The 16,779-nt window shown below is 70.0% G+C and carries 12 protein-coding genes; 11 read left to right on the top strand and 1 reads right to left on the bottom strand.

Going from position 1 to position 16,779, the window contains the following annotated elements:
- Nucleotides 1-85: 85 nt before the first annotated feature.
- The gene (locus tag ACIQRW_RS18935) at nucleotides 86-1,093 is read right to left on the bottom strand and encodes a hypothetical protein (protein WP_403761391.1); all 1,008 of its coding nucleotides are present in this window, start codon (nucleotides 1,091-1,093) and stop codon (nucleotides 86-88) included.
- 138 nt (nucleotides 1,094-1,231) lie between these two features.
- Here ACIQRW_RS18935 and ACIQRW_RS18930 point away from each other — a divergent pair, with 138 nt between their 5' ends.
- From ACIQRW_RS18930 to ACIQRW_RS18880, 11 genes are all read left to right on the top strand, one after another.
- A complete protein-coding gene (locus ACIQRW_RS18930) occupies nucleotides 1,232-3,853 on the top strand; it encodes a valine--tRNA ligase (RefSeq protein ID WP_403761388.1) in 2,622 nt (873 codons plus the stop codon).
- Nucleotides 3,854-3,990: 137 nt separating this feature from the next.
- Nucleotides 3,991-5,523: a bifunctional folylpolyglutamate synthase/dihydrofolate synthase gene (locus tag ACIQRW_RS18925; protein WP_403761385.1), complete on the top strand. Its 1,533-nt coding sequence runs from the start codon at nucleotides 3,991-3,993 to the stop codon at nucleotides 5,521-5,523.
- A 7-nt stretch (nucleotides 5,524-5,530) separates the two neighbouring features.
- On the top strand, nucleotides 5,531-5,884 hold the full coding sequence (locus ACIQRW_RS18920) for a DUF4233 domain-containing protein (protein WP_403761382.1): 354 nt from the start codon (nucleotides 5,531-5,533) through the stop codon (nucleotides 5,882-5,884).
- A gap of 165 nt (nucleotides 5,885-6,049) precedes the next feature.
- Nucleotides 6,050-6,463 carry a nucleoside-diphosphate kinase gene (ndk, locus tag ACIQRW_RS18915; protein ID WP_228922622.1) on the top strand — a complete coding sequence of 138 codons (414 nt, stop codon included), beginning with the start codon at nucleotides 6,050-6,052 and terminating at the stop codon, nucleotides 6,461-6,463.
- Nucleotides 6,464-6,751: 288 nt separating this feature from the next.
- The gene (locus ACIQRW_RS18910; RefSeq protein ID WP_018959187.1) at nucleotides 6,752-7,771 is read left to right on the top strand and encodes a rod shape-determining protein; all 1,020 of its coding nucleotides are present in this window, start codon (nucleotides 6,752-6,754) and stop codon (nucleotides 7,769-7,771) included.
- Between the two features lie 208 nt (nucleotides 7,772-7,979).
- Nucleotides 7,980-9,029, top strand: coding sequence for a rod shape-determining protein MreC (gene mreC / locus ACIQRW_RS18905; protein WP_403761378.1), 1,050 nt, complete (start codon nucleotides 7,980-7,982; stop codon nucleotides 9,027-9,029).
- 11 nt (nucleotides 9,030-9,040) lie between these two features.
- Nucleotides 9,041-9,706, top strand: coding sequence for a rod shape-determining protein MreD (gene mreD, locus ACIQRW_RS18900; RefSeq protein ID WP_403761375.1), 666 nt, complete (start codon nucleotides 9,041-9,043; stop codon nucleotides 9,704-9,706).
- Between the two features lie 61 nt (nucleotides 9,707-9,767).
- Nucleotides 9,768-11,990, top strand: a complete 2,223-nt coding sequence (gene mrdA, locus ACIQRW_RS18895) for a penicillin-binding protein 2 (RefSeq protein WP_403761373.1) — start codon at nucleotides 9,768-9,770, stop codon at nucleotides 11,988-11,990.
- Nucleotides 11,990-13,183 carry a rod shape-determining protein RodA gene (gene rodA, locus ACIQRW_RS18890; RefSeq protein WP_403761370.1) on the top strand — a complete coding sequence of 398 codons (1,194 nt, stop codon included), beginning with the start codon at nucleotides 11,990-11,992 and terminating at the stop codon, nucleotides 13,181-13,183. The genes mrdA and rodA overlap by 1 nt, the downstream gene beginning before the upstream one ends.
- Before the next feature lie 30 nt (nucleotides 13,184-13,213).
- Nucleotides 13,214-14,740, top strand: a complete 1,527-nt coding sequence (locus ACIQRW_RS18885) for a CHAD domain-containing protein (protein WP_403761368.1) — start codon at nucleotides 13,214-13,216, stop codon at nucleotides 14,738-14,740.
- A 52-nt stretch (nucleotides 14,741-14,792) separates the two neighbouring features.
- Nucleotides 14,793-16,721, top strand: coding sequence for a TIGR03960 family B12-binding radical SAM protein (locus ACIQRW_RS18880; RefSeq protein ID WP_403761365.1), 1,929 nt, complete (start codon nucleotides 14,793-14,795; stop codon nucleotides 16,719-16,721).
- Nucleotides 16,722-16,779: the final 58 nt, after the last annotated feature.

The raw sequence follows: 16,779 nt of genomic DNA, 5'->3' as shown, positions 1-16,779 counted from the left end.
CCGCAGAAGACTTGCGTACGCCGAAGGGGCGCCCACCGGATGAACCGGCGGGCGCCCCTTCGGCGTTGAGGGATCGGACGCTGGGTCAGATCTTGGTGCGGGAGGTGTTGTAGAGCTTGGCGGCGAGGGCGGCCACGTCCTCCTGGGGCACGGCCTTCCCCGTCAGCGCCGAGCCGACATCGACGGCGACGACGATGCCGACCGTGCTGTAGTCGGCCCAGACGCAGACCGGCGTGACGATTTCCTTCGGCCCCTTGGCCGCGGTGCCGTCGGCCTCGTCGTTGATCGTCTTGAGTTTCTGGCACTTCATCAGCGCGCCGTCGAAACCGTCCGGCTGGACGTCCTCCGGGCTGCCGATCAAGGAGACCTCCTTGCTGTCGGAGTCCTCCGACATGCTCTTCTCGGCCTGCTTGAACGCGTTGTCGAGCGTCTTCGCCGGATCCGAGACCTCGCCCCAGAGGCCTTGGAGCAGGAGCATCTTCGCCGTGAGCGGGTTCTTCTCCATGTCGCCGCTGATGTACTGGGCCGCCGCCTCGTTGGCGTTCTTGATCCCCATGGCCTCGGCCTCGGCCTTGTCCTCGCCGGTGACCGGCCCGGCCGGCGCCTTCTCCTTCGTGTCCTGCTTGTAGTCGTCCACCGCAGCGGCGGGCGTCAGCTTGTACCCCTTCGTGGAGTCCGCCACGTCACCGCTACCGCCGCCCGACGTCAGGAAGTACGCCCCGCCCGCGATGACCGCCAGGGCCACCACGGCCACGCCGACGATCAGGCCGGTCTTCTTCTTCGGCTGCGGCGCCTGGGAGCCGTACGGAGGCTGCCCGCCGTACGGAGGGGCGGGCGGCTGCTGGCCGTAGGGGCCCGGCTGCTGAGCCTGCGGGTAGCCGTAGCCCTGCTGCGGCTGCTGCGGCTGCCCGTACGGGTTCGGCTGCTGCGGAGGGACGCCTTGAGGGGCCTGCTGCGGGTAGCCGTAGCCGGGCTGGCCCTGCGGGGGGCCCTGGGGCGGCGGGGCTCCGTACGGGCCCGGCTGCTGTCCGTACGGTCCGGGCTGGCCCTGCGGCGGCTGCCCACCGTACGGGCCCGGCTGGTTGTAGCTCATTGCGGTGTCCCCTCCAGAATTCCTTATGCGTTGCCAACATCCTGACGGAAGCCGCCCTGACATGGGGGATCGGGTCGGACACCGTTACTGAACCAATCCGTTTCAGTGCAGACCTGTGACGGCCCTAAACTGTCTCCCGTGACCGAGAACACTCAGCAGCCAAGCGCCAGCAACCCCGAACTGCCGACCCAGTACGCGCCGGCCGATGTAGAGGGGAAGTTGTACGAGCGCTGGGTGGAGCGCGGGTACTTCGAAGCCGACGAGCACAGCGACAAGCCGCCGTACAGCATCGTCATCCCGCCGCCGAACGTCACCGGATCGCTCCACCTGGGCCACGCCTTCGAGCACACCCTGATCGACGCCCTCGTCCGCCGGAAGCGGATGCAGGGCTACGAGGCGCTGTACCAGCCGGGCATGGACCACGCCGGCATCGCCACCCAGAACGTCGTCGAGCGCGAGCTCGGCAAGGAGGGCAAGTCCCGCCACGACCTGGGCCGCGAGGCCTTCGTCGAGCGTGTCTGGCAGTGGAAGAACGAGTCCGGCGGCCAGATCTCCGGCCAGATGCGCCGCCTCGGCGAGGGCGTCGCCTGGTCCCGTGAGCGCTTCACCATGGACGAGGGCCTGTCCAAGGCCGTCCAGACCGTCTTCAAGCAGATGTACGACGACGGGCTCATCTACCGCGCCGAGCGCATCATCAACTGGTGCCCCCGCTGTCTCACCGCGATCTCCGACATCGAGGTCGAGTACCAGGAGGACGACGGCGAGCTCGTCTCCATGACGTACGGGGACGGGGACGAGACCATCGTCGTCGCCACCACCCGCGCCGAGACGATGCTCGGTGACACCGCCGTCGCCGTCCACCCCGACGACGAGCGCTACAAGCACCTGGTCGGCAAGCAGATCAGCCTGCCGCTGACCGACCGCACCATCCCCGTCGTCGCCGACCACCACGTCGACCCGGAGTTCGGCACCGGCGCGGTCAAGGTGACGCCCGCCCACGACCCGAACGACTTCGAGATCGGCAAGCGCCACGACCTGCCGTTCCTCACGGTCCTGGACGAGCGCGCCGTCATCACCGTCCCCGGGCCCTTCCAGGGCCTGGACCGGCTGGAGGCCCGTTCCGCCATCGTCGCCGCCCTGCGCGCCGAGGGCCGGATCGTCGCCGAGAAGCGGCCCTACGTCCACTCCGTCGGCCACTGCTCGCGCTGCAAGACCACCATCGAGCCGCGTCTCTCCCTCCAGTGGTGGGTCAAGGTCGCCCCGCTCGCCAAGGCCGCCGGTGACGCGGTCCGCGACGGCAGCGTCAAGATCCACCCGCAGGAGATGGAGAAGCGCTACTTCGACTGGGTCGACAACCTCCACGACTGGACGATCTCGCGCCAGCTCTGGTGGGGCCACCGCATCCCCGTCTGGTACGGCCCGAACGGCGAGGTCGTCTGCGTCGGACCCGACGACGAGGCGCCCACCGGCGAGGGCTGGACCCAGGACAGCGATGTCCTGGACACCTGGTTCTCCTCCGGCCTGTGGCCGTTCTCCACCCTCGGCTGGCCCGAACGGACCGACAGCCTCGCGAAGTTCTATCCGAACTCCGTCCTGGTCACCGGCTACGACATCCTCTTCTTCTGGGTCGCCCGGATGATGATGTTCGGCCTGTACGTCAACGACGGCGTCCCTCCGTTCTCCACCATCGTCCTGCACGGCATGGTCCGCGACGAGCACGGCAAGAAGATGTCGAAGTCCTTCGGCAACGTCGTCAACCCGCTGGACTGGATGGACAAGTACGGCTCCGACGCCCTGCGCTTCACCCTCGCGCGCGGCGCCAACCCCGGCACCGACGTCCCGATCGGCGAGGAGTGGGTCCAGGGCTCGGCGAAGTTCTCCAACAAGATCTGGAACGCCACCCGCTTCGCCCTGATGAACGGCGCCACGATCGAGGGCGAACTGCCCCCGGTCGAGGAGATGTCCGTCACCGACCGCTGGATCCTGTCCCGTCTGAACAAGACGGTCGCGGAGGTCGACGCGTTCTACGACGACTTCCAGTTCGCCAAGATCAGTGAGTCGCTGCGCCACTTCGCGTGGGACGAGGTCTTCGACTGGTACGTCGAGCTGTCCAAGACCACGTTCTTCGCGGGCGGCCGCCCGGCCCAGGTCTCGGGCCGGGTCCTCGGCGAGGTCCTGGACGTGATGCTGCGGCTGCTGCACCCGATCGTCCCGTTCGTCACGGAGGCGCTGTGGACCGCGCTCACCGGGCGCGAGTCGATCGTCATCGCCGAGTGGCCGGGCGACTCCGGCTTCCGCGACGACGCGGCCGAGAAGGAGATCGAGCTCGTCCAGCAGGTCGTCACCGAGGTCCGCCGCTTCCGCAACGACCAGGGCCTCCAGCCCGGCCAGAAGGTCCCGGCCGAGCTGACCCTGACCGGCACGGAGCTCGCCCCGCACGAGGCGGCCATCCGCCAGCTCCTGCGGCTCCAGCCCGCCGGGGACGGCTTCCAGGCCACCGCGTCGCTCCCGGTCGCCGGGGCCACCGTCGCCCTGGACCTCTCCGGCACGATCGACGTCCCGGCCGAGCGCAAGCGCCTCACGAAGGATCTGGAGGCCGCGCAGAAGGAGAAGGCCCAGGCCACCGGGAAGCTCGGCAACGAAGCCTTCCTGGCCAAGGCCCCGGACAACGTGGTCGACAAGATCCGCGGCCGGCTCTCCAAGGCCGAGGCCGACATCGAGCGGATCGGCGCCCAGCTGGCGGCCCTCCCGCAGAGCTGATCAGCTTCAGGACGAAGCCCCCGCATCCCCCGACCGACCGGGGCGCGGGGGCTTCGCCGTACGCCCTCCGTGCCCCGCCCGCCCCCACTCCGCCGGGCGCTGCGCGCGATGTCGGCGCCCATCCGTAGACTGGGCCCGTGAGTGAGCCCCGCCCTTCAGACCGGCACGACGCGCCCGATCCCGACGACACCTTCGAGGAGATCGTCGACGAGGCGACCCAGCGCGACCCCGACCTGGCGGTGATCGAGGCCGGGAGCCGCACACTGCGCGCCCACTCGGGCCAGCCCCAGGGCGAAGCGGTCCCCGCCCGCCCGGCCGATCCCGAGACCGACAAGGCGCTGCGCGCGGTGGAGCAGGAGCTCGCCGGGCGCTGGGGCGAGACCAAGCTGGAGCCGTCCGTCACGCGCATCGCCGCGCTGATGGACGTCCTCGGCGAGCCGCAGCGCGCCTACCCCTCCATCCACATCACCGGCACCAACGGCAAGACCAGCACGGCCCGCATGATCGAGGCCCTGCTCAACGCCTTCGAGCTGCGTACCGGCCGCTACACCTCCCCGCACGTCCAGTCGATCACCGAGCGGATCAGCCTCGACGGCTCCCCGATCGAGCCCGAGCGGTTCATCGAGACGTACGAGGACGTCAAGCCGTACGTCGAGATGGTCGACGCCCAGCAGCCCTACCGGCTCTCCTTCTTCGAGGTCCTCACCGGCATGGCGTACGCGGCCTTCGCCGACGCGCCCGTCGACGTGGCGGTCGTCGAGGTCGGCATGGGCGGCACCTGGGACGCCACCAACGTCATCGACTCCACGGTCGCCGTCGTCACCCCGATCTCGCTGGACCACACCGACCGGCTCGGCAACACGCCCGCCGAGATCGCCGGCGAGAAGTCCGGGGTCATCAAGCAGGGCGCCACGGTCATCCTGGCGCAGCAGCCGGTGGACGCCGCGCAGGTGATGCTCAAGAAGGCCGTCGAGGTCGACGCCACCGTGGCCCGCGAGGGCATGGAGTTCGGCGTCGTCTCCCGCGAGATCGCGGTCGGCGGACAGCTGCTGACGCTGCGCGGGCTCGGCGGCGCGGCCACCGAGTACACGGACATCTTCCTCCCGCTGTACGGGGCCCACCAGGCGCACAACGCGGCCGTGGCGCTCGCCGCCGTCGAGGCGTTCTTCGGCATCGGCGCCGAGCAGGCCCGCTCCCTCGACATCGACGCGATCCGCAAGGCGTTCGCCTCGGTGCTCTCGCCCGGCCGCCTGGAGGTCGTGCGCTCCAGCCCGACCGTCGTGCTGGACGCCGCGCACAACCCGGCGGGGGCCAAGGCGGCGGCGGACGGCGTCTCCGAGGCGTTCAGCTTCTCCCGGCTGATCGGCGTGGTCGGCACGAGCGGTGACAAGGACGCCCGCGGGCTCCTGGAGGCCTTCGAGCCGATCTTCGCGGAGGTCGTCGTCACGCAGAACTCCACCGCCCGCGCGATGGACGCGGACGAGCTGGCCGCGATCGCCGTCGAGGTCTTCGGCGACGACCGGGTCCAGGTCGAGCCGCGGCTCGACGACGCGCTGGAGGCGGCGATCACGCTGGCCGAGGAGGAGGACGAGTACGCGGGCGCCGGGGTGCTGGTGACCGGATCCGTGATCACGGTCGGCGAAGCCCGGCTGCTGCTGGGAAGGGGCTGAGAGAAGGATGCGGACGCTCTGCGCGTCGACGCTGATCGGCGAGTTCTTCGTGATCGGCTTCGCCGGTCTCGTCGCGATGAAGCTGGACGACGCCTCCATGGCCGTGGTCTGGACGGTGTGCGGCCTCGGCATGCTCCTCTCCGTGCTGCTGTGCGGAATGATCACCCGGCCCGGCGGTGTCCAGCTGGGCTGGGCGCTCCAGGTCGCCCTGGTCCTGAGCGGGTTCGTGGTCCCGACGATGTTCATCCTGGGCCTGGCCTTCGGCGGTCTGTGGTGGGCCTCGATCCACTACGGGCGCAAGATCGACGAGGCCAAGGCCAACTGGGCCGCCAGGCAGGAAGCCGAAGAGGCCACGGCCTGAGACTTTGAGGCCTGAGACCTTGGGCCCCCGGGCCGGGCGGCCTCCCCGTCCGGATCTCCGGGGCCCGAAGGTGACCCTGGGTGAACCCGGGCGCAGACCCGCCCCCGGACCCCTGTAATCTCGCCCTCACCGCACCCGTATGCCTGGCCTTGCAAGGAGCCGTACATGACTCAGCGCACTCTCGTCCTGCTCAAGCCCGACGCGGTCCGCCGTGGCCTGATCGGCGAGATCGTCGGCCGCATCGAGCGCAAGGCGGACTGGCGGATCACCGCGCTGGAGCTGCGCACCCTGGACCACGAGACGCTGGAGCAGCACTACGGCGAGCACAAGGGCCGCCCGTTCTACGAGCCGCTCATGGAGTTCATGCAGTCCGGCCCCGTCGTCGCCCTGGTGGCCGAAGGTGAGCGGGTCATCGAGGGTGTCCGCACCCTGGCCGGCCCCACCGACCCGATCGCCGCCGCGCCCGGGTCCATCCGTGGTGACTTCGGCACGATCACCCGCGAGAACCTCATCCACGCCTCGGACTCCGAGGAGTCCGCGGAGCGAGAACTGAAGCTTTTCTTTCCGGGACTTTCCTGACCCGATCGGCCAAACAGCGCTGTACGCCTGGGGCGACCGAAGTAATTCGGTCGCCCTTCGGCATAGGGTTTGGGATCGCGGGAACGCATCCCTCCGACGTAACGTCACCATGGGTAGAACGGGCACCCGTTCCGCTCACAATGGCGAAGGACCCTCGCGCTGTGTCCGTGCATACGGCACTACGATGGAAGCTTCCACGCCCGCAGCGCCAACCTCGCCTACCAGAACCAGCCATCTTCGCTACCTGGGAAGGCCCGACGCATCCTCATGGGGAACAAGGGGAACTCAATGTCGTTCATCGGCCGTGACATGGCTATCGACCTCGGGACTGCCAACACGCTGGTGTACGTCAGGGGGCGCGGCATCGTTCTGAACGAGCCGTCCGTCGTGGCCATCAACACCAACACCGGCGGAATTCTGGCAGTCGGCTCCGAGGCCAAGAAGATGATCGGGCGCACGCCGGGCAACATCGTTGCCGTGCGGCCACTGAAGGACGGCGTGATCGCCGACTTCGAGATCACCGAGCGGATGCTCCGCTACTTCATCCTCAAGATCCACAAGCGTCGCTATCTGGCCCGCCCCCGCGTCGTCGTCTGTGTGCCCTCCGGTATCACCGGGGTCGAGCGCCGCGCCGTCATCGAGGCGTCGACGCAGGCCGGCGCGCGCCAGGTGCACATCATCGAGGAGCCCATGGCCGCGGCCATCGGCTCCGGCCTGCCGGTCCACGAGGCCACCGGGAACATGGTCGTCGACATCGGCGGCGGTACCACCGAGGTCGCCGTGATCTCGCTCGGCGGAATCGTCACCGCCCAGTCGATCCGCACCGCCGGTGACGAGCTGGACAACGCGATCATCCAGCACATCAAGAAGGAGTACTCGCTCCTTCTCGGTGAGCGGTCCGCCGAACAGATCAAGATCACCATCGGTTCGGCGTTCGACCTGGAGAAGGACGAGCACACCGAGATCCGCGGGCGCGACCTGGTGTCCGGACTGCCCAAGACGGTCGTCATCTCGGCCGCCGAGGTCCGCAAGGCCATCGAGGAACCGGTCAACGCGATCGTCGACGCCGTGAAGACGACGCTCGACAAGTGCCCGCCCGAGCTGTCCGGCGACATCATGGACCGCGGCATCGTCCTCACCGGCGGCGGCGCGCTGCTGCGCGGACTGGACGAGCGGCTGCGCCACGAGACGGGCATGCCGATCCACATCGCCGAGGACCCGCTGGACTCGGTGGCGCTCGGCTCCGGCAAGTGCGTCGAGGAGTTCGAGGCGCTCCAGCAGGTGCTGGACGCCCAGCCCCGCCGCTAGCGCACTTCGGGTGGTGTCCCCGCGGGGACACCACCCCATCCGACGAGCGGACGCTGACGCTCCGCCCGCCGGATCGTTGATATAGATCGTTGCTGTACCTGTACGGACGCGGAGACACACCGACGCGGACACGCGTCGACGCGGATACACGTACAGCGACGTACAAAAAGGCACGAACATTCCGACGAGGAAGGCACGGCCGCCGCACGTGAGGGACACACGAGAGAGCCGGCTGCTCCTGGTGCTGCTGATCGCCATCGCATTCGCCCTGATCACGGTGGATATCCGAGGCGGCGAGGAGTCACCGGTCGACGGCGCGAGGCAGGCCGCGGCCACCGTCTTCGGACCGGTCGAGAACGGCGTGGCGGCAGCGGTCGACCCGGTGGGCAACGCCATAGGCGCGGTACGGGACTCCGGCAACCGGCACGACCGCATCTCCACCCTGGAGCAGGAGAACGCCGCGCTGAAGGCCAAGCTCGGCAGCGACGACCGCACCAACAGCCGGGTCCGACAGCTCGACGCCATGCTGAAGAACGCGGGCGCCGGACAGTACGGCATCAAGGGCGCCGAGGTCATCGCCATAGGAGCGGCCCAGGGCTTCTCCTGGACGGTCACCATCGACGCCGGGGCCAACGACGGCATCCGCCGCGACATGACCGTCCTCAACGGGGAGGGGCTGGTCGGCCGGGTCACCACCGTCGGCCCCAACACCGCGACGGTCCTGCTCGCCAACGACCCCGACTTCACCGTCGGCACCCGGATGGAGAAGACCGACGAGCTCGGCTTCGCCACCGGCCAGGGCTCCCGCCCGCTGTCGGTGCAGTTCCTCAACGGCAAGGCCAAGGTGAAGGCCGGCGACCGGCTGGTCACCTTCGGCTCCAGCAAGGACAAGCCCTTCGTGCCCGGCGTCCCGGTCGGCGAGGTCGTCCGCGTCGACCCCTCCGGCGGCGCGCTGACCCGGACCGTCTACGTGAAGCCGTACGTCGGGTTCACCAAGCTCGACATCGTCGGCGTCGTCGTCCAGGCGCCCCGCGAGGACCCGCGCGACATGGTCCTGCCCAAGCAGCCCGTCAAGAAGAAGCCGAAGCCGACCCCCACGGTCACCGTCACGGTCCAGCCCAACGGAGACCTCGTGGACGGCTCCGGCAAGGTCGTCGGCAACATCAACGAGCAGCCGGGCGGCGACGCCCCCGGTGACGCGGCAGGCGACCAGCAGGGCAACGCCCAACCCGACAACGCGGCCAACGACCAGGAGTAGAGCTGATCCCCATGCGCATCAACCGGACTCTGCTCTCGATCGTCCTGGTCGTCGTCGCCCTCGTCGTCCAGGTCTCCGTCCTCGCCCGCCTCCAGCTCCCCGGGGCCGTCCCCGACCTGCTGCTCCTCACCGTCCTCGGCCTCGCCTTCGTGTACGGGCCGGTCAGCGGCTCCCTCATCGGCTTCGGCGCGGGCCTCCTCGCGGATCTCGCCCCGCCCGCCGACCACGCCGCCGGGCGCTACGCGCTGGTGCTCTGCGTCATCGGCTACCTCGCGGGCCTGGCCCGGCCGGAGAACGGTCAACTGAAGTCGGCCTTCGCCCCGATGGCCGTGGTCGTCGCCGCCGCGATCGGCTCGACCCTGCTGTACGCGGGCGTCGGCGCGCTCGTCGGCGACACCGCCGCCCGCCATGTGGGCCTGGGCAGCCTGCTGTTCACGGCCGCGATCTACGACCTGCTGCTGGCACCCTTCACCGTGCCGCTCATCATGGCGCTGGCCAGACGCACCGAGAACGATCCGCTCGCCGAGGCCTCGTCCGGCGGCAACGACGTCGCCGCCGGCTGGCTCGCCTCGGGCACCGGTCTGCGGATCGGCAACCAGCGAGGCGGGCTGCGCGTCAAGGCCGCCCGCAACCGCGCCGCACGCGCGGGCAGGATCAAGGGGGTCAAGCGACTGTGAGGCCGTACTTCCCGGGGGGCGACCCCCGTACCCCCAGCAGGACCACCATCGGGGGCACCGCGTGAGCAACATTCCCGAGACCGGGCGGACCCAGCGGGTCCAGATCCGGCTCATCGTCATCCAGGTCCTCGTCTTCTCGCTGCTGCTCACCCTCGGCGGGCGCCTGTGGTACCTCCAGATCCGCAACGGCGACGAGTACACCGCCGAAGCCGCGGGCAACGGCGTGCAGCAGGTCGTCCAGCCCGCCGTGCGCGGCTCGATCCTCGACGCCCGCGGCGTGCCGCTCGCCGACAACGAGACCCGTCTCGTCGTCTCCGCGAGCCGCACCGAGCTGCTGAAGATGAAGGACGACGGCGTCGGCGTCCTCACCCGCCTCGCCGACGTCCTGGACATGAAGGCGAGCGAGGTCCGGGACAAGGTCCGCCTCTGCGACTCCAAGACCCCCCAGCCCTGCTGGAACGGATCGCCGTACCAGCCGATCCCGGTCACCGACGAGGCCACCACCCAGCAGGCCCTCCAGATCCGCGAGCGCGCCGAGGACTTCCCCGGCATCACCGCCGAACCCACCGCCGTACGCCGCTACGCCGCACCCGGCAAGGCGAGGACCGCACAGGTCCTCGGCTATCTCTCGCCCGTCACCGACGAGGAGATCCAGAAGGCGCAGGACGGCCCGTCGCCCTATCTCCGCTCCGACCAGGTCGGCCGCTCCGGCCTGGAGCGCACGTACGACAAGGAGCTGCGCGGCAAGGCGGGCGTCACCCGCTACGAGGTCGACAACCTCGGCCGCGTCATGGGCGAGGCGGAGAACGACCCGGCGGTGTCCGGCTCCACGCTCGTCACCAGCCTCGACGCCCGCGTCCAGGCGGTCGCCGAGCACGAGCTCGCCGCCGCGATGAAGCTGGTCCGCGGGGAGACCGACAAGATCACCGGCCGGAAGTACGAGGCCGACTCCGGCGCCGTCGTCGTGATGGAGTCCAAGACGGGCCGCATCGTGTCGATGGCCTCCCAGCCCGACTACGACCCCAACGACTGGGTCGGCGGCATCTCCGGCAAGCAGTACGCCAAGCTCACGAGCAAGAAGTCCAACTACCCGCTGCTCAACCGGGGCATCCAGGGCCAGGCCCCCGCCGGCTCGATCTTCAAGGTGGTCTCCGCCAGCGCCGCCGTGCGCGCCGGCAACGACTTCAACGACCTCTACCAGTGCAGCAGCTCCTACAGCCTGGGCAACCAGACCTTCGCCAACTTTGAGTCCCAGGGCCACGGCCCCATCACCCTCGGCGACGCGCTCAAGTACTCCTGCAACACCGTCTTCTACCGTCTCGGCCACGAGGAGTGGGTGAAGGACGGCGGCATAAAGCCGAAGAAGGACGCCAACGACTGGTTCTACCGCACCGCCCGAGACTTCGGCCTCGGCTCCGAGACCGGCATCGACCTGCCCAACGAGGTCAAGGGCCGCATCCCGGACCGCCAGTGGAAGCAGGACTTCTGGGAGGCCAACAAGGACGCCTGGTGCAAGGAGGGCAAGAAGGGCGGCACCTACGTCCAGCAGATCGCGTACGAGAGCTGCCTCGAAGGCAACCAGCTCAAGGCCTACGACAGCATCAACTACTCGATCGGCCAGGGTGACGTGCTCGTCACGCCGATCCAGATGGCCACCGCCTACGCCGCCATCAGCAACGGCGGCACCCTCCACGAGCCCACCGTCGGCAAGGCCGTGATCAGCCCCGACGGCAAGACCGTCCAGGAGATCAAGCCCAAGGCCAGCGGCAAGCTGCCGGTCAGCGCCCAGACCATCAAGGACCTCGACAAGGGGCTGCGCTCGGTGGTCGAGCCCGGCGGCACCGCCGCCTGGCGGTTCGGCGGCTGGCCGCAGGACAAGATCCCGATGCGCGCCAAGACCGGTACCGCCCAGGTGTACGGCAAGCAGACCACCGGGTGGTTCGCGACCTACACCGACGACTACACGATCGTCATGACGATCTCCCAGGGCGGCACCGGCTCCGGCTCCGCCGGGCCCGCCGTCCGCAAGATCTACGACGCGCTCTACGGCCTCGACGCCGAGGGCAACCAGGACAAGAAGAAGGCCCTCCTGCCGGAGCCGCAGAAGGCGCTGCCGAAGATCCAGCCCGACGGCTCGATCTACGCCCCCAAGGTCAAGCCCTACGACCCCACTCCGGCCGAGCCCGGGGAGCAGCCGGGCGGACAGGAACCCCAGTTGCCCCTGCCGCCCGGAGGCCAGCCCGGACTCACCGGATCGCCGGCGTCGAACGGGAGGCAGCCCTGATGGCAGGTGGATTCTCCGTCTCCCGCTACGGCCCCGACGAGGGCTCCTGGGCCAAGCTGACCGCCCGCGACTCCCTCGCACGGCGGCTGGACTGGCCGTTGCTCGGGGCCGCGCTCGCGCTCTCGTTCCTCGGCGCGCTGCTCGTGTGGTCCGCGACCCGCAACCGCGACCACCTCACCCAGGGCGACCCGTACTTCTTCCTCCTGAGGCACGCCCTCAACACCGGCATCGGCCTCGCCCTGATGATCGGCACGATCTGGCTCGGCCACCGCACGCTGCGCGGGGCCGTCCCGGTCCTCTACGGCATCTCGGTGCTGCTCGTCCTGGCGGTCCTCACCCCGCTCGGCACCACGGTCAACGGCGCCCACGCGTGGATCAAGCTCCCCGCCGGGTTCTCGATCCAGCCCTCCGAGTTCACGAAGATCACGATCATCCTCGTGATGGCGATGCTGCTGGCGGCCCGCGTCGACGCGGGCGACCAGGTCCACCCCGACCACCGGACCGTCGCCAAGGCGCTGGGCCTCGCGGCCATCCCCATGGCGATCGTCATGCTGATGCCGGACCTCGGTTCGGTGATGGTCATGGCCGTCATCGTCCTCGGCATCCTGCTGGCCTCCGGCGCCTCCAACCGCTGGGTCTTCGGCCTCCTCGGCGCGGGCGTGGGCGGGGCCGTCGCCGTCTGGCAGCTCGGTCTGCTCGACGACTACCAGATCGCCCGGTTCGCCGCCTTCGCCAACCCCGCGCTCGACCCGGCGGGCGTCGGCTACAACACCAACCAGGCCCGCATCGCGATCGGCTCCGGCGGACTCACCGGCACCGGCCTCTTCGAAGGCACCCAGACCACCGGCCAGTTCGTGCCCGAGCAGCAGACCGACTTCGTCTTCACCGTCGCCGGCGAGGAGCTGGGCTTCCTCGGCGCGGGGCTGATCATCGTGCTCCTGGGCGTCGTCCTGTGGCGCGCCTGCCGGATCGCCCGCGAGACCACCGAGCTGTACGGCACGGTCGTCGCCGCCGGGATCATCGCCTGGTTCGCCTTCCAGTCCTTCGAGAACATCGGCATGACGCTCGGCATCATGCCGGTCGCCGGGCTGCCGCTGCCCTTCGTCTCCTACGGAGGATCCTCGATGTTCGCCGTCTGGGTGGCGATCGGGCTGTTGCAGTCCATCAGGGTGCAACGGCCGATGTCCGCCTGAACCCGGCACACGCCGGGTAGGTGTCCCTACATGGCGGACACCAAGCGAGAGATCGAGCGGAAGTACGAAGCCACCGACGACACCCGGCTGCCCGACCTGACCAGGGCGGCCGGGGTCGACCGGACGGTCCACCGCGGCCTGACGGAGCTCGACGCCGTCTACTACGACACCGCCGACCTCCGCCTCGCCGCCGACGCCCTCACCCTGCGCCGCAGGACCGGCGGGGCGGACGAGGGCTGGCACGCGAAGTTCCCCGTCGCCGTCGGCGTCCGGGACGAGATCCACGAGCCGCTCTCCGACGCGGTGCCGCCCGCACTGTCGGCCCTGCTCCGCTCCCGGGTCCGCCACGCGGAGATCGCCCCCGTCGTCCGGCTGCTCTCCTCCCGGGACGTCCACCACCTGCTGGCCGCCGACGGAACCCTCCTTGCCGAGGTCAGCGTCGACAAGGTGCTCGCGGAGCGCCTCGCGGGGGAGGGGAGCGGTGCCACCGCCACCTGGACCGAGATCGAGGTCGAGCTGGCCGACGACGGCGATCCCGCGATCCTGGACGCCGTCGAGAAGCGGCTCCGCAAGGCGGGGGTACGCCCCGCGGAGTCCTCCTCGAAGCTCGCCCGGGCGCTGGCGGAGACGACACCCGTACGGGACGGGGAAGGGCGGGAGAAGGACGCGCCGCACACCGCGGGCGACCACGTCCTCGCCTACGTACGGAAGCAGATCTCCGCGATCGTCCGCCTCGACCCCGCCGTCCGCCGCGATCTGCCCGACTCCGTGCACAAGATGCGCGTCGCCACCCGCAGGCTGCGCAGCACCTTCAAGACCCACCGGGGGCTCCTCGACCGCGAGGTCACCGACCCCCTGGGCGCGGAGCTCAAGTGGCTCGCCGCCGAACTGGGCCTCGACCGTGACCAGGAGGTCCTGGACGAACGCCTCGGCACCCGCGTCGAGGCCCTGCCCGCCACCCTGACCCTCGGCCCGGTGCGCGGCCGCCTCCGCGCCTGGTCGGCCGCCCGCCGCACCGGATCGCGCCGCAGGATCATCGACGTACTGGACGGGAAGCGGTATCTGGACCTCCTGGACGCGCTCGACGCGCTGAGCACCGACCCGCCCCTGCGCCCCGCCGCCGGCCGCGCGCCCGACAAGGCCCTGCCCCGGGCGGTGCTCAAGGACTACAAGAAGCTCGCGCGCCGTATGGACCACGCTCTGGAGCAGCCGCCCGGCCCCGAGCGGGACACCGCGATGCACGAGGCCCGCAAGGCCGCCAAACGCGCCCGGTACGCGGGCGAGGCGGCCCGCCCCGCGCTCGGCAAGCCCGCCAAGCGCTTCGCCAAGCGCGTGAAGGCCGTGCAGACCGTCCTCGGCGACCACCAGGACAGCGTCGTCGCCCGCGAGGCCCTGCGCACGCTCGCGATCCAGTCGCACGCGGCGGGGGAGACCGCGTTCACCTGGGGGCTCCTGTACGGCCAGGAGGAGGCCGCCGCCGAGGCCCGGGAGCGCGAACTGCCCGAGGTCTGGGCCCGCGCCGCCGCCCCCGGAGTGCGCGCGGATCTGAGGCGTTGAGTACCGGGGTACGCTGGATGGTCACCCCTGCCGGCTCACGAAGGTTCGCGAGATGTCTGCCGCATCGGTCTTCCCACAGCTCGAAGCTCTGCTCCCGCATGTGCAGAAGCCCATCCAGTACGTCGGCGGTGAGCTGAACTCCACCGTCAAGGAGTGGGACAGCTGCGACGTCCGATGGACCCTCATGTACCCCGACGCCTACGAGGTCGGACTCCCCAACCAGGGCGTCATGATCCTCTACGAGGTGCTCAACGAGCGCGAGGGCGTCCTCGCCGAGCGCACGTACAGCGTCTGGCCCGACCTCGAAGCGCTGATGCGCGAGCACAACGTGCCGCAGTTCACCGTGGACAGCCACCGCCCCGTCGGCGCGTTCGACGTCTTCGGGCTGAGCTTCTCCACCGAGCTGGGCTACACCAACATGCTCACCGCCCTGGACCTCGCGGGCATCCCGCTGGAGTCCAAGGACCGTGACGTGGACCACCCGATCGTCCTCGCGGGCGGCCACGCCGCGTTCAACCCCGAGCCGATCGCGGACTTCATCGACTGCGCGGTCGTCGGCGACGGCGAGCAGGCCGTCCTGGAGATCACCGAGATCATCCGCGCCTGGAAGGCCGAGGGCCGCCCCGGCGGCCGCGACGAGGTGCTCTTCCGGCTGTCGAAGACCGGCGGGGTCTACGTCCCGCGCTTCTACGACGTGGAGTACCTCCCCGACGGCCGGATCGGCCGCGTCGTGCCCAACCGGTCCGGCGTGCCGTGGCGGGTCTCCAAGCACACGGTGATGGACCTCGACGAGTGGCCCTACCCCAAGCAGCCGCTCGTCCCGCTCGCGGAGACCGTGCACGAGCGGATGTCCGTGGAGATCTTCCGCGGCTGCACCCGCGGCTGCCGTTTCTGCCAGGCCGGCATGATCACGCGCCCCGTGCGGGAGCGAAGCATCACCGGCATCGGCGAGATGGTCGAGAAGGGTCTCAAGGCGACCGGTTTCGAGGAGGTCGGCCTGCTCTCGCTCTCCTCCGCCGACCACAGCGAGATCGCCGACATCGCCAAGGGCCTCGCCGACCGCTACACCGAGGACAAGGTCGGCCTCTCGCTGCCCTCGACCCGCGTCGACGCGTTCAACGTCGACCTGGCCAACGAGCTGACCCGCAACGGCCGCCGCTCCGGCCTCACCTTCGCCCCCGAGGGCGGCTCCGAGCGCATGCGCAAGGTCATCAACAAGATGGTCTCGGAGGAGGACCTGATCCGGACGGTCGCCACCGCGTACGGCAACGGCTGGCGCCAGGTGAAGCTGTACTTCATGTGCGGCCTGCCCACCGAGACCGACGAGGACGTCCTCCAGATCGGCGACATGGCGGTCAACGTCATCGCCAAGGGCCGCGAGGTCTCCGGCCAGAACGACATCCGCGCCACGGTCTCCATCGGCGGCTTCGTGCCCAAGCCGCACACCCCCTTCCAGTGGGCACCGCAGCTCAGCGCCGAGGACACCGACGCCCGGCTGAAGAAGCTCCGCGACAAGATCCGCGGCGACAAGAAGTACGGCCGCTCCATCGGCTTCCGCTACCACGACGGCAAGCCCGGCATCGTCGAGGGCCTCCTCTCGCGCGGCGACCGCCGCGTCGGCTCCGTCATCCGCGCGGTCTACGAGTCCGGCGGCCGCTTCGACGGCTGGCGCGAGCACTTCAGCTACGACCTCTGGATGAACTGCGCCCAGAAGACGCTGCCCGAATTCGGGGTCGACGTCGACTGGTACACCACCCGCGAGCGCACCTACGAGGAGGTCCTGCCCTGGGACCACCTCGACTCCGGCCTGGACAAGGACTGGCTCTGGGAGGACTGGCAGGACGCGCTCGACGAGACCGAGGTCGAGGACTGCCGCTGGACCCCCTGCTTCGACTGCGGCGTCTGCCCGCAGCTCGACCTGGACATCCAGATCGGCCCGACCGGCAAGAAGCTCCTGCCGCTCAGCGTCGTCAACAAGTAGCGGTCCCCGAACGACCCGCAGGCCCGGCCCGGCAACCCCGGACCGGGCCTGACGCGTC

The organism is Streptomyces sp. NPDC091287 (assembly GCF_044768525.1).
GTDB lineage: Bacteria > Actinomycetota > Actinomycetes > Streptomycetales > Streptomycetaceae > Streptomyces.
Note: the sequence above shows the minus strand (reverse complement) of the source record. Positions and strands in the feature narration are given on the sequence as shown.